Below are 14,181 nucleotides of genomic sequence, written 5' to 3' on the forward strand. Positions count from 1 at the left end.
GATTTTGAACGCTTTGCAAAACCATACCCTGGCAAATCAACAAGGTAAAATTTTTCATCAACCAAAAAAACATTTATTGTTGTGGTTTTCCCTGGAGTTTTGCTTACTTTAGCTATTTTTTGATTTAAAATAGCATTTATCATCGAAGATTTACCTACATTGCTTCTTCCACAAAAAACAAACTGAGGCAACTCAAGCCTTGTGGGAGCTTCTAAAAAGCTACCCACAAATTTGACTTTTTTAAAGTATGTTTCTTTCATACCTCATGAATTGCTTTTGCTATAAGATCACCCATTTGTGCAGTATTAACTTTTTTATCTGAGTTTGTTGCAATATCTGGCGTTCTATAACCCATCTTTAAAACCAAACTAACAGCATCTTCAACACATTTTGCTTCTTTATCAAGCTTAAGTCCGTATTTTAAAAGCATTGCAAGTGATTCAATCTGAGCAATAGGGTTTGCAATACCAAGGCCTGCAATATCAGGAGCAGAACCATGTATTGGCTCAAACAATCCAACCTTGCCGCCAACAGATGCACTGGCAAGCATGCCGATAGAACCTGTCAGCATACTTGCTTCATCACTTAATATATCGCCAAATATGTTACCTGTCACAATTACATCAAATTGCTTTGGGTTTCGAACAAGTTGCATTGCAGCATTATCAACATACATGTGATTTAGCTCTACATCGGGGTAATCTTTGGATACATCTATTACTATATCACGCCAGAATTGTGATACTTCAAGAACATTTGCTTTATCTACACTTGTTAATTTTTTTCTTCTTTGTCTTGCGATTTCAAATGCGAGTTTGGCTATACGTCTGACTTCTTCATCTGTGTAAACCATTGTATTGAAAGCTTTTTTTCTATCTTGGCTAAAACCCCTTGGCTCACCAAAATAAATTCCTCCCGTTAGTTCTCTAACTACAATTAAATCAATTCCTTCAATGATCTCTCTTTTAAGCGTTGATGCATCGACAAGCTCATTAAATACCTTTGCAGGCCTTAAATTTGCAAAAGCGCCCAAAGCTTTTCTGATTCCCAAAAGACCTGCTTCTGGCTTTAAATGGTGTGGCAGGTTTTCCCATTTTGGACCACCTACAGAACCAAAAAATAACGCATCGGTTGACAATATCGTATCAATTGTTTCTTGTGTTAGCGGTACTCCAAATTTATCAATTGAACAACCGCCTACATAAACATATTTATACTCAAATGTATGATTAAATTTGTTTGCTATTTCTTCTAAAACTTTAAGACCTTCTTTAACAATTTCTGGACCAATGCCATCACCTTCCATTACGGAAATTACAAATTTACTCATTTTAAGCTCCTTTTTGAATCATTTTTTTTGCATAATTAAACAAACCGCCGCTTTCAATCAACTCTTGCATGAATTCTGGTATAGCTGTTGCCTGGTATGTTTCGTTTTTTGTTTTATTGAAAATTTTACCAGTGTTGGTATCTATTTCTAAAATGTCACCTTCGCTTATTTTGTCTGTTTCGGGTAACTCTAAAATTGTTAAACCTATATTAAAAGCATTTCTGTAAAATATCCTTGCAAATGACTTTGCTATAACACAGGATATACCAGCTGCTTTTATAGCAATAGGTGCATGTTCTCTAGATGAACCGCTTCCAAAATTAAAACCAGCAACAATGCAATCACCTTTTTGTGCCTTTTTTACAAAATCTGGATCTGCATCTTCCATACAATGTTTGGCAAGTTCAGCTTCATCAGAAGTATTTAAATACCTTGCAGGTATGATTAGATCTGTATCAATATTATCTTCAAATTTCCATACTTTTGCGACAATCATTTTATCACCTCATCAGGATTTATTATTTTTCCTGCTACAGCGCTTGCTGCAACAACAGCTGGATTGGCAAGATAAACAAAAGATTTAGGAGATCCCATTCTGCCAACAAAATTTCTATTAGATGTTGAGACTGCAACTTCTGAGTCAGCCAAAATACCCATGTGTCCACCAAGACATGGTCCACATGTAGGTGTGGATATAACAGCTCCTGCTTCCAAAAAGATATCAAATAAACCTTCTTTCATAGCTTGTTTGTAAATCTCAACAGTTGCAGGTATAATAATTAAGCGCACATATTTTGCCACTTTGTTGTTTTTTAAAATTTCAGCCGCAATTCTTAAATCACTTATGCGACCATTTGTACATGAACCAATAAAAGCCTGATCTATTTTTATATCTTCTTTAATCTCGCTTATACCTTTAGTGTTTTCTGGCAAGTGTGGAAAAGCTACCTGTGGCTCAATATTTGAAGCATCAAATTCATATATTTTTACATATTGGGCATCTTCATCGCTTTTGAATATCTCATAATCTGCAATATTTCTTTCTTTTAAATAATTAATTGTGGTTTCATCAGCTTCAATAATACCGTTTTTTCCACCTGCTTCTATTGCCATATTGCACATTGTCATCCTATCATCCATAGATAACTCACTAATTGCGCTACCACAAAATTCCATAGATTTATAAAGTGCACCATCAACGCCAATTGTGCCAATTATTTTAAGTATAAAATCTTTGCCACCAACCCACTTATTTCTTTTTCCATTGATAATAAATTTAATGGATTCTGGAACTCTAAACCATGATTTACCTGTGGCGAAAGCAAAACCTACATCAGAACTTCCCATACCTGTTGCAAATGCACCAAAAGCTCCATGCGTACAGGTATGTGAATCTGCACCTACTATTAACATACCAGGTTTAATATACCCCTGTTCAGGCAAAAGCGCATGCTCTATTCCCACCTCTCCTGATTCCCAGTAATGCTTTATGTTGTTTTGTTTGACAAAATCTCTCATAATTTTACACTGGTTTGCAGAATTTATATCTTTATTTGGTGTAAAATGATCAGGTATAAGCGCTATTTTATCTTTGTTTGCTATTACACCTCCCAAATCATTAACAAATTTTATAACAATAGGTGCTGTAACATCATTTGCAAACGCCAGATCTACATCAGCCAATATAATCTCTCCTGGCTTTACAAAATCTTTTTTTGCGTGTTTTGCAAGAATTTTTTGACTAATTGTCATTTTTTCCATTAACCCCTCCTATACCTATATCAAAACTTTTAATGTAGTTTTCTATGCTCTTTAATTCTTTTATATTTTTTTCTTCTTCAATTTTTATAACTTCTTTATCGCCTTTTGATAAAGCTTGTATTTCTTTTTCTAATTCTTCTATTCTATGCAATAAGTATCTAAATAATTTACCTTCAACATCAGGTAATTTTGTATGATCAAAATCTTTCCTTTCTTCTGCAGGTTCTTTCTTAATAATTTTACCTGGCACGCCAACAACTGTTGAATTATCTGGAACTTCTCTTACCACAACGCTATTTGAGCCAATCTTAGAATTATCTCCAATCTTAAATGCACCCAAAATTTTGGCACCGCTTCCTACAACAATATTATTTCCAAGCGTTGGATGTCTTTTTACTTTTTCCAGGCTTGTACCGCCAAGAGTTACACCCTGATACAGCGTAACATTGTCTCCGATTTCTGCAGTTTCACCAATTACTACACCCATACCATGATCAATAAAAAAATTTTTTCCAATTTTTGCAGCAGGATGAATCTCAATACCTGTTAAAAATCTACTTATATGAGATGTAAATCGAGCAATTAACTTTAAATTTTTATTCCATAAATAATGCGAAAATCTATGCATCCACAAAGCATGAAGACCAGGATAACACAACACTACTTCCGGTATACTTCGCGCTGCTGGATCTTTTTCAAAAATATTATTTATATCTTGTTTTGCTTGTTCAATTATTTTAGTTTTTTTTCCAAAATAAACACCAAGAGCAATAATAGGTAAAGTGAATATAAATTTTTTTCTCATAATTGATTCCACTCCTGCAAAATTTGTTTTTGTAAATCAATCATTGTCTCATAATCTTTTATATTATCGTGTGTATAACCCAATAGATGCAAAAAACCATGCACAATTAAAAATAATAAAAATTCTTTCTCATTCATTCCAGCTTTTTGAGCTTCTTTTTTAGCTACTTCACAACATATAGCAATATCGCCAAGTATATTATCATTATAACCATAAAAAGACAATACATCTGTAGCAGTATTTTTTTTTCTGTATTGTTTATTTAACTCTTTTATTTTATCAATATTACAAAATAAAATGTTAATTTCTTTTTTTTGTGAAATATTGAATTTTTTATACAAAAAATCAAGAAACTTTTTAAAATATGATTTATTATTTATACCACACTCATCAATTATTGTTCTCATTTATATTTTATCCTGTGATGGAAAATACCTATAAGTACATTAACAAAACTATCAACAATTAAATTTAACTCCCTCAAAGATAAATCAGATTCATCTAATTGTCCGTCTAAAAAAATCTCGTTTGTTAGATTTTTAACGTAATTTTTTAAATGCGTAACAGTAGGTTCGTTTAAGTTTTTTGTAGCTGCCTCAACTTTATCTGCAAGCATAACAATACCAGACTCTTTGGATTGAGGTTTAGGTCCAGGATAGCGAAAATCTTCTTCATTGGGGTTTAAACCCATTTCTTTTGCTTTGTCATAAAAGTACTTAACAATCATTGTTCCATGATGCTGTTCTATAATGTCAATAATTTGTGACCCAAGTCTGTATTTTTTTCCAATTTCAACACCATCTTTTACATGATTTTTAATAATTAAGCTGCTTACATATGGCATAAGCCTATCGTGAGGATTTTCTATATCAAATTGATTTTCAATAAAATATGTAGGTTTTTTTAGTTTGCCAATATCGTGATAATATGATCCTACTTTTGCAAGCAATGAGTTTGCACCAATTGCCTGGCAGGCTGCTTCAGAAAGGCTTGATACAACTATACTATGATGATAAGTTCCGGGAGCTTTAATTGCTAATTCTTTGAGTAATGGATGATTTAGGTTTCCAAGCTCGACAAGCTTTACATTTGTAGCTATATCAAATAACCATTCAAAAATTGGAAGTATACCGCTGATAATTATAGCTGTTAAAATACCATTTAGCGCACCCAATCCAATGCTTATTAATGTTACGTTATTAAATAAATTATTGCTTTGTAACATATAAAATATAAGTATAAGCGCAACATTAATAAAAGATATGATAAAACCTACTTTAACAATACCGCCTCTATTTCTATTTCCGACAAGGTATACGCTTGCAACAGCACTATCCAAAAAAGAGTAAATAAAAATCATAAACCTTAGACTGTTATCTACAGTTATAGAAGCTAAAATAACTGTAATTAATGAAATCGAAATTGAATATTTAAAACCAACAAGTAAAACACCTAGGATTGAAGCTACAGCAAAAGGTACCAGATAAAGTAACACACTCTTTGGAAAATCTGGTGAGTAGTAACCCACAACTACTGACAAGAAATAAAATACCTTTATTAAAATTATCTGTAAAAGTACAATAGTACCAGTTATTACAATCAATTTTTTGTATGGAATTTTTTCTGTGGGTCTGAGTTTTTTATAAACAAATGCTGAAGTGACAAAAAAAACGGCTAACATTAAAATAATTCCAATTAAATCTAAAAACCTGTTTTTAACTTCAAATAAAGAATTTAATGCTTTCAGCTTTACATAAGCATTCTTATCTATTATGTCACCTTCTCTAACAACAACTTCACCTTTGGATAACTTTAGATATACAGGAGCTATTTTTTCTCTTGCCTGTTTTTTAAGTTCTTGAGTTTTTTCTGAATTATAAAAAGCATTTGGTTTAACTAAAGAAAAAACAAAATCAATAATCAGTTTTCTTAATTCTGAGTTTGGTACTGACCAGTGCAATTTATCATACGATAAAGCTTTAGCTGTATTCAAATCAATAAATTTCTCCGTATTGGTTTCCAGCCTGCTGGTTTTTAACTCTGTGTTGTATATCAAAATCTGGTTTTTTACATACTGGTAATCCGATGGTCCAGATAAAACATAATATCTGTTAATATCTTTCAATATTGTGTTTGTAAACCTTAGTATTATACTTTTATTTTTTAAAATTTTATTAAAAGTATCCAAATCTAAATTTATATCTAAATCCTGATTGAATTTTTTTAAAGCAAGCATTTTATCTTTTATATTCGCTATATCATTAAATGCGGTGTATATTTTATTATATAAATTATCGTACAACTCAGGATTATAATAAAAAACATTAGGCACCGCAGCTTCCGCTTGCTGAATTTTTGCATGTGTAGCATACGGATCTTCAACTAGCATGGATACATTTGAACGAATTGTTTTTGGTGCTACATCTCCAATTTTTAGAGAACTAATGCCAAGTTTACTTTTTGGAACTATTAAAAAAACAATTAAAATAAAAAATACTAGCGCTAGTAAAAATTCATTAGTAATTAAATGCTGATATTTTTCAAAAAGTGCTTTCGCTTTCTTGATTATCCTTATCTCTTTTTTCATATGCTTCAACTATTTTTGATACTATCGGATTTCTTAATACATCTTCCCTTTTAAAATCAACAAAGCCAATTGATTCTAAATTTAGTTTTCTAAGTAAACTCACTGCATCAGCCAGACCGCTTTTTATATTGTGCGGCAGGTCAATTTGTGTAATATCACCTGTTATTACAACTTTGGAATCAAAACCAGTTCTTGTTAAAAACATCTTCATCTGACTTACAGTTGTATTTTGAGCTTCATCTAAAATGATAAAAGCATTATTAAGCGTTCTGCCTCTCATATAGGCAAGTGGCTCTATTTCAATTTTTCCCTGTTCAATTAACTTTAGGGCAAGTTCAGTTTCGATACAATCATAAATGGCATCATATAATGGTTTCATATAAGGGTTAATTTTTTCGTACAAAGTTCCAGGCAAAAAGCCAAGTTTTTCACCTGCTTCTACTGCTGGTCTTGTTAATATTATCCTTTTAACTTTTTTTTCAAGTAAAGCATTAATGGCAGCAAAAACAGCCAGATATGTTTTTCCTGTACCAGCAGGTCCAATCCCAAATGTAATTGTATTTTTTTCAATGAGCTCCAAGTACTTTGCTTGATTAACATTTTTTGGCAGTATAGATTTTATTTTTGCATGAGCTTTTGGGGGATTAAAAACTACCTTTGCGTTTAAAGTATTGTTATTGTCTAACTCAGAAATTAAACTATCTATAGCATTTTCTCCAATAAGAATACCCTTATCCACCATATCATTGATATTTTTTAAATAATTGTAAGCAAGCTGTATATTTTTATCGCTACCTTTTATCAGAACCTCACCTCCCCTAAAAACAATAAAAACATTAAGCTTTTTCTCAACTTTTTTTAATGTATCTTTACGGTTATATAAGACATTACCCAGGTATGCTGGATCACTTAATACAAGTCGTTTTTCCATATTACTCCCACTCAATAGTTGCTGGTGGTTTGTTTGATATATCCAGTACCACCCTATTTATGTGCGACACTTCATTTATTATTCGTGTCGAAATACTATTTAAAACATCATATGGCAAATACGTCCAATTAGCCGTCATACCATCTAAGCTCTCCACTACTCTTAATACTATTGTGTAATCATAAGTTCTTTTGTCACCCATAACACCTACACTTTTTAAATCAAGCAAAACTCCGAATGCTTGCCAAACTTTATCATAATAGCCACTTTTTTTAATTTCTTCTATAATTATATCATCCGCTTGTCTTAAAATTTCGAGTTTTTGCTTTGTAACCTCACCTATTATTCTTATTGCCAAACCAGGACCTGGAAAAGGATGCCTGTTAATAAAAGAATCATCAAGATTAAGTTGTTTTGCAAGCTGTCTTACTTCATCTTTAAATAAAAATCTAAAAGGTTCAATAAGCTTGAATTTTAAATCTTTTGGCAATCCACCCACATTGTGGTGACTTTTTATTACATCAGAAGGACCCTTTACAGCAACACTTTCTATGACATCAGGGTATAAAGTACCCTGTGCTAAATACTCAATTTTACCTAATTTTAACACAAAATCCCTAAACACGTCAATAAAAGTATGACCTATAATCTTACGTTTTTGTTCTGGATCTTTTACATTTTTTAGTCTTGTTAAAAACAATTCACTTGCATCAATATAGTTTATTTTAATTCCTAATTTTTCAAAAGCCTTTTGTACGCTTACCTCTTCGTTTTGGCGCAAAAGTCCATTATTTATGAAAACAGGTATAACATTATCACCTATTGCTTTATTTAGCAATACTACCAAAACAGAAGAATCTACACCGCCTGATATTGCGCATAAAACTTTTTTATCTTTTATTTCCTGCTTTATATCATTAATAGTTTTTTCAAGAAAATCAACCATATTCCAATCTTTGCTTATGCCACATATGCGCGAAACAAAATTTTCAAGAATAACATTACCATTTTGAGTATGGGAAACTTCCGGGTGAAATTGGATTGCCCATATTTTTTTGTCCAAATTTCTAATAGCAGCATATGGTGAATTTTGTGTATGCGATATTATTTCGAAACCTTCTGGAAGTTTATCAATTCTATCTGCATGCGACATCCATACAATATTTTCATTCTTTATATTAAAAAATAAATCATCCTGTTTATCAATATAGATTTTTGCATAACCGTATTCTCGTTTTTGGGCCCATGCAACGTTTCCTTTGAACTTTTCTGCTATAAGTTGCATACCGTAACATATTCCAAGTATTGGAACATTCAATTCATAAATAGAATTATCTGGTTTTGGTGCATTTTTTTCATAAACACTAAAAGGCGATCCTGACAAAATTATACCTTTTACGTTGCTGCCTGGTTTTGCATTGTATGGTAAAATCTCGGCATAATATCCCATCTGTCTTATGCGTCTTGCGATTAGTTGAGTATATTGAGATCCAAAATCCAAAATTACTAAACTCAATTTTCCCCTCCGATAACACAATCTGCAACCCAAACACTTGGGCTACCCACAGAACCAGTAAAATATAGGTCATTAGCTACTGCCATTGTTTTATTTAAAATATTATAAAAATTATCAGAAAATGTTGAAGCTTTTATATAGTGAGTCTTTTGGCCAGATTCAATTAAAAATCCATTTACACCTAGTGAAAAATCGCCACTTACAGGATTTGCCATATGCATTCCCATTATTTCTGTTATGTAAAAGCCGTCAATGCTATCAAATAAATCTTGTAAACTTTTTTCAGACGGTTTTAAATAAAAATTAGCAGGGCCAACCTTAATTGGGTTTACAAAACTATAACGTCTTGCATTTGCTGTATTTCGACTTTTTAGTTTATTACTTGTATAGGTGTTATGCAAAAATGTTTTTAATTCTCCATTTTCAACTACTATTGTGTGTGTTTTTTTAATTCCTTCTTCATCAACAAAAAACTTTATACCACCTTTTGCGAAAAAATCATCTATTATGCTTACTGAACTCGAAAATGCCCTTTTGCCTAATTCTAACTTTGTGGTTTTGTCAATAACGCTTTGAGCGCTAAAAATATTAAAAAAGTACCTAAGCATGTAAGACATTACTTCATTGGATAGTATAACGCTTAACTTTTTTGTAGAAAAACTTGATGGTGATAGTTTTTCTATTGCTCTGATCGACGCAGTTTTGGCAATATTTTCAAAATCAATTTCATCTAAACTAAAACCTTTTTGATCATACCAGCCTATTTCTTCTATCTTGTCTTTGGCAAGAACACTTACCTGAGCATCTACTGCGTTGTAAGCCTGATGAGATTTAAGACCATATGAATTCATTAACCAGACATGTTTTTCAATTGTATTTATAGAAGAAGATTTAACATTCTGTATGCGTTTATCTGCATTTTTTGCAATTGAACTCATCTCGTATACTGCATCTTTGATTTTTGTTTCATCAATTGAGTTAATTTCACTAAAATTTAACTCTTCTTTTAATTGTGGCAAAATTTGCCCATCAATTTTTTTTGAAAAATTTATGGAAGATGCTTTATCTATAAGATCTTCGATGCTTTTTTCATTATTCATAGTAGAATTTACAAAAAAGACATATTTACCTTTTATTAAACGCAAAGCAACACCTATTGTTTCAGTTAAACCTTTTGAAAAATCAGTTTCGTTTTTCAAATCAAATGACTTTTCTATTATTTTTTCAATGTATATTTCGCATTGACTAAAGCCTTTCTTTTTTGAATAATCAATTAGTTTTTCACCAAATTTAAACATATTATCCCCCTAATTTTAAGTAATTGCCCATGATTTTGGTATAAAAATTTTATAGTATAAATTCATCGCATACCTATCTGTCATACCAGATATGTAATCTGCAACTGACTCTTCTTTTGTAGAGCCGTATTGAGGTATTAAATCGATATGTTCCATAAAATATTCAAATAAATCACTAATAACTTTAGAACTTTTTGATATTTCGCTTTGTATTGCATCCGACATATAGACATTTTCAAACAAAAAATCTCTTAATTCATTCAAACATTCAAGTATATCATTTTCCATTAAAATCTGTTGATAATTAGACTCTTTTGTCTGTTTTATAACACTTTTTACCATTGTGGTTATTCTTTTTGAGTGTGTATCACCAAGAACGCTTGAGAGTCTTTGTGGTATTTTGTCTATAATTTTTGCCCGCTGTGCATCGTCAATATCGTGATTTACATAAGCAATAATATCTGCTATTCGAACGATTTGTCCTTCAAGTGTAATAGCAGAATTTTTTTTGTCAAGCAAAATATTGCCCCTGCCCTTTGAGTGTTTTAATATGCCATCTCTGACTTCATATGTTAAATTCAATCCCTTACCATCCTTTTCAAGTATATCAACTACTCTCAAGCTTTGAAACCAGTGTTTGAACTTACCATGTGTTTTTTTATTTAAAACAGCTTCACCTGCATGACCAAACGGCGTATGACCCAGATCGTGAGCTAAACTTATTGCTTCTGTAAGTGTTTCGTTGAGTTCTAAGGCAACAGCAATCGTTCTTGCTACCTGAGATACTTCAAGTGTATGTGTCATACGTGTCCTGTAATGGTCACCAAGAGGAGAAAAAAACACCTGTGTCTTATGTTTTAGTCTGCGAAACGATTTTGAGTGAATTATTCTATCCCTATCACGCATATAATCAGTTCTGATATCGTCTTTTTCTTCTGGTTTTAATCTGCCTCTTGTCTGACTTGATTTTGCAGCGAATTCACACAAATAGAGCTCTTCGTTTTTTTCTATGCGCTCTCTGATGTTCAATCAACCCCCCAAAAAGCGTTTAACAAAATCAAGCCAGCAATACTCAATAGGGTCTACAAAACATGTGTCTTTTTTAATATAAAAATCAGCTTTAGCTAAAAGTCCAATTACAAAAGCATCTTGAGTGCATATTGTCATTTTCATATCTTGCAAATCTTGTGTTTCTAAAATTAAATAAGCACTTAAATTTTCCACATCTTCTATCACAACAGACTTAACTTTTATGCCAATGGCATTTATAAAACTCAAAAAAACCTCGTATATAGTCTTTTTTGGCACATAAGTTTGATAGACTAACAAATATACCAGTCTTGCTCGTTCTGCTGATAAAGAAAAAGCATAAAAATCGCCATTTTCATCTTCGAATATAATTTGTGCTTGCTTTTTATTATCACTAAATATTAAATCAGTAAATTCTAATTTGTACATATCTCACCATTAAAACTATGTTTATTAACTTTAGTTATTTTTACGTTAACAATATCACCTTCTTGCAAAGATAGATAGGTATTATTTATATTTACTATTTTATTTGTTCTTGTTCTTCCTTGCATTTGATTTGAAATTTTCGCTTTGGACTCAATTAATACTTCATGTATGCTTCCAAAGTAACTTTTATTTATTTGTTCGCTTATTTTTAGTTGTAAATTCTGCACAAAGCTTAATCTTTGTGCTTTTTCTTCTTCGCTAACCTGATTTGGCATTAAAGAAGCTTTTGCAAATGGCCTATTAGAATATTTAAAAGAATAAATTTCATCAAATTTTATTTCTTCCAAAGCCCTAACTGTTTGTTTAAAATCATTTTCTGTTTCCATTGGAAAACCCACTATAATATCACTTGTAATAGAACCTTTTGGATTATATTTTCTAAAGTATTCTACCTTTTTTGCAAAATCTTTAAAAGTGTATTTTCTTCTCATTAATTTTAATATTCTATCCGAACCAGATTGAAGTGGCAGGTGTAAGTGCTCGCATACTTTATCAAGTTGAGACATTGCTCTTGCTAATTCTTCACTAAAATCCTTTGGATGAGATGTTACAAACCTTATCCTTTTTAATTTATCAATTTTGTTTATCATTTCCAACAACCTAATAAAATTTATTCCATCAAAATTGTATGAATTAACATTCTGACCTAATAATATAACTTCTTTTGCGCCATTTTCAACTACATTATTTATTTCTTGCAATATATTTTTGTAAGATCTTGATATTTCCCTTAAGCGCGTGTAAGGCACTACACAGTATGTGCAAAAATTATTACAACCATAAATTATATCAATATATGCTGTAGGTTTTTTAAGATGTCCAAATATATAATCAGGGTTTATAATCTGATTTGATACGAAAATACCTTTAAAATCTTTTAAATCCTTGTTAAAGTACTGTTTAAAATCGTAAATTGATGTTGTACCCAAAACAACATCTGATATTTTAGAAAGTTTTTGACTAAAAATTTGTGCAACACAACCCATTGCAACTATTTTTGCTTTTTTGTTTATATTTTTAATCCTTCCAATCTCGCTAAAAATTTTTTTCTCTGATTTTTCTCTAACAGCGCAAGAATTTACAATAATAATATCAGCTTCTTTTAGACTTGATTTTTCAAAACCATTTTCTTGTAATATTGATTCAACTTTTTCTGAGTCTCGTTCATTCATCTGACAGCCAAATGTTTTAATATAGTACTTCATTATTATTTTTTACCTTTCTGAAATATATCAACCCAGTAATTTTGTTGCTTTAATGTAGTTGAAAATACATGTCTGCCATTGTTTTTTGACACAAAATACAAATAATCCGTTTTTGCAGGATAAAAAGCGGCCTTTAGAGATTCATAGCTCACAGAACATATTGGAGATGGTGGCAATCCCTTATATATATATGTATTGTATTTATTTTTTGAATTCTCTAATTCTTTTAATGTTAATTTTCCCTTAAAGTCTTTTATACCATATATAACGGAAGAATCGATTTGTAAAAGCATGTTTTTTTTAAGCCTGTTGTATATAACACTTGCAATTAACGGTCTTTCAGAATTTACTTTTGCTTCTTTTTCGACCATAGATGCAATTATTACTTTATCATATAAACGCTTATTAATATGATTAAAATTTGCTAAATCCGAAAAATCTTTTTTAAATAATTCCAACATAAGTTTTATTAAAACAGATGGTTTTTCTTTTTTTTCAATAAAATAATCACCTGCACCCAAAAAACCCTCCATATTTGGTGCATGATAGCCAAGTAAACTATAAGTATATGATCTAGAGTTTGCTAATTTGTAAAATTCATTACCATCTAGGCCAAGTCGATTAAGTCTATGTGCAATACTTTTTATATCAAAACCTGGTGGTATAGAAAATATGACATCATTTTTGTTTTCTCCAATAAGCTCATTTAGCGTTTGTTTTGGTGAATTGTTTGTATAAAAAACATGAACGCCTGATTTTATATCTTTGGATTTACCAGACAAACGTACATAATAATAAAACCAATCGTATCTTTTTACAATATTTTGACTTTGCAATTCTTCACATACTGATAAAACCGATTGATTTGGAGCAATAATTACATAAACCTTTTTTTTGATATTTGAATTTGGCTGATTGATGAAATTTTGAAAAGAAAAAATAGCATAAATGACAAATATGATAGCAATAAAAAGTAAAACTGTGTTAATTATTATCAGTTTTTTGAGTCTTTTCATTAAACTCCACTTCAAAACAAATTAAATAATCACAATACAACAAAAAACTCCTTGCAATAACAACCAGTTGTTAGTATAATGTCACTCGATGAAAAAAGCAACAATTTTGATTATCTTTCTGATTCTATTATGTTTTTCAAGAGCATTTAGTTTAACGCTTAATTCAATAAATATAGTAAAAATTTCTCAAACAAAACAGACAATAATGCTAAAA

At 30.9% G+C, this 14,181-nt stretch carries 14 protein-coding genes; all 14 read right to left on the reverse strand.

What is annotated here, in order from left to right:
• Positions 1-260: GTPase (locus Q0C22_RS04840; protein WP_291492330.1), on the reverse strand; the 260-nt coding region annotated here is incomplete at its 3' end.
• On the reverse strand, positions 257-1,330 hold the full coding sequence (leuB, locus tag Q0C22_RS04845) for a 3-isopropylmalate dehydrogenase (RefSeq protein ID WP_291492332.1): 1,074 nt from the start codon (positions 1,328-1,330) through the stop codon (positions 257-259). The genes Q0C22_RS04840 and leuB, both read right to left, overlap by 4 nt.
• Before the next feature lies 1 nt (position 1,331).
• Positions 1,332-1,826 (reverse strand): 3-isopropylmalate dehydratase small subunit, encoded by a 495-nt coding sequence (locus Q0C22_RS04850; protein WP_291492334.1) that lies wholly within the window; start codon positions 1,824-1,826, stop codon positions 1,332-1,334.
• The gene (leuC, locus tag Q0C22_RS04855) at positions 1,823-3,091 is read right to left on the reverse strand and encodes a 3-isopropylmalate dehydratase large subunit (protein ID WP_291492336.1); all 1,269 of its coding nucleotides are present in this window, start codon (positions 3,089-3,091) and stop codon (positions 1,823-1,825) included. Before leuC ends, Q0C22_RS04850 begins: the two co-directional genes overlap by 4 nt.
• Positions 3,072-3,896, reverse strand: a complete 825-nt coding sequence (cysE, locus tag Q0C22_RS04860; RefSeq protein ID WP_367172106.1) for a serine O-acetyltransferase — start codon at positions 3,894-3,896, stop codon at positions 3,072-3,074. Before cysE ends, leuC begins: the two co-directional genes overlap by 20 nt.
• On the reverse strand, positions 3,893-4,303 hold the full coding sequence (gene ybeY, locus Q0C22_RS04865; RefSeq protein ID WP_291492338.1) for an rRNA maturation RNase YbeY: 411 nt from the start codon (positions 4,301-4,303) through the stop codon (positions 3,893-3,895). Before ybeY ends, cysE begins: the two co-directional genes overlap by 4 nt.
• Complete coding sequence (locus tag Q0C22_RS04870; RefSeq protein ID WP_291492340.1) at positions 4,300-6,483, reverse strand: HDIG domain-containing metalloprotein; 2,184 nt, start codon at positions 6,481-6,483, stop codon at positions 4,300-4,302. Before Q0C22_RS04870 ends, ybeY begins: the two co-directional genes overlap by 4 nt.
• On the reverse strand, positions 6,437-7,414 hold the full coding sequence (locus tag Q0C22_RS04875) for a PhoH family protein (RefSeq protein WP_291492342.1): 978 nt from the start codon (positions 7,412-7,414) through the stop codon (positions 6,437-6,439). Before Q0C22_RS04875 ends, Q0C22_RS04870 begins: the two co-directional genes overlap by 47 nt.
• Position 7,415: 1 nt before the next feature.
• Positions 7,416-8,930, reverse strand: coding sequence for a glutamine-hydrolyzing GMP synthase (gene guaA, locus Q0C22_RS04880; protein ID WP_291492344.1), 1,515 nt, complete (start codon positions 8,928-8,930; stop codon positions 7,416-7,418).
• On the reverse strand, positions 8,927-10,228 hold the full coding sequence (locus tag Q0C22_RS04885) for a TldD/PmbA family protein (protein ID WP_291492345.1): 1,302 nt from the start codon (positions 10,226-10,228) through the stop codon (positions 8,927-8,929). Before Q0C22_RS04885 ends, guaA begins: the two co-directional genes overlap by 4 nt.
• A gap of 15 nt (positions 10,229-10,243) precedes the next feature.
• Positions 10,244-11,257 carry a deoxyguanosinetriphosphate triphosphohydrolase gene (locus tag Q0C22_RS04890; protein WP_291492348.1) on the reverse strand — a complete coding sequence of 338 codons (1,014 nt, stop codon included), beginning with the start codon at positions 11,255-11,257 and terminating at the stop codon, positions 10,244-10,246.
• On the reverse strand, positions 11,258-11,686 hold the full coding sequence (locus Q0C22_RS04895) for a hypothetical protein (RefSeq protein WP_291492350.1): 429 nt from the start codon (positions 11,684-11,686) through the stop codon (positions 11,258-11,260). It lies immediately after the preceding gene.
• Positions 11,674-12,951 (reverse strand): tRNA (N6-isopentenyl adenosine(37)-C2)-methylthiotransferase MiaB, encoded by a 1,278-nt coding sequence (miaB, locus tag Q0C22_RS04900; protein ID WP_291492352.1) that lies wholly within the window; start codon positions 12,949-12,951, stop codon positions 11,674-11,676. Before miaB ends, Q0C22_RS04895 begins: the two co-directional genes overlap by 13 nt.
• A gap of 2 nt (positions 12,952-12,953) precedes the next feature.
• Complete coding sequence (gene mltG / locus Q0C22_RS04905) at positions 12,954-13,967, reverse strand: endolytic transglycosylase MltG (RefSeq protein ID WP_291492353.1); 1,014 nt, start codon at positions 13,965-13,967, stop codon at positions 12,954-12,956.
• Between the last annotated feature and the right edge of the window lie 214 nt (positions 13,968-14,181).

The organism is Desulfurella sp. (assembly GCF_023256235.1).
In the GTDB taxonomy this organism is placed as follows: Bacteria; Campylobacterota_A; Desulfurellia; order Desulfurellales; family Desulfurellaceae; genus Desulfurella.